Genomic DNA, 515 nt, shown 5'->3' on the forward strand with positions numbered 1-515 from the left:
AGTTTTTGCATCTTCCTTCATCTGCTGAAGCTTGTCCATTAGTACTGTTTCATTGTCTATTCCTAGTGTATCAAGTATGACCTCTGCTCTAATTCTTGCCTCCATTGCTGAGAATAAAGCAGCTGAGTACTTTCCATCTTCATAGTACTGCTCTCCTTGGTTGAGTTTATCAACGAGTCCTTGCATTAAGGTTTCTCCAAACATTGAGGTTATGTATGTGACTACTAGGCGGGCGTTGTCTAAGTATTCTCTCGCTGTGTCCTTGATAACATCTCTGCTGATTACATCGCCTTTTGCATATCTCTCGCCTAATTTTGCCCAGAACTTTGCTGTCTGAACTCTTTCATACGCAAATGCTGCATTACTCACTGCATTCCAATAATCCCCTTTGTAGTAATCGCTCCATGCATCCTTAAGAAGAGATTTTGCCTGCTCTATTCTCTCTTCACTCGCGGCAACTGCCTGGAGCATTGTTGTTCCTCTAATCGTTAAGTTAGAAACGTAATTTTCAGTGT

Annotated in this window: 1 pseudogene; it reads right to left on the reverse strand. The window is 41.6% G+C overall.

Annotated features, from left to right (window positions below):
- Positions 1-515: pseudogene (locus E3E28_RS10750) on the reverse strand (ATP-dependent protease); the annotation flags it as partial.

The sequence above is a fragment of the Thermococcus sp. 21S9 genome (assembly GCF_012027635.1).
GTDB lineage: Archaea > Methanobacteriota_B > Thermococci > Thermococcales > Thermococcaceae > Thermococcus.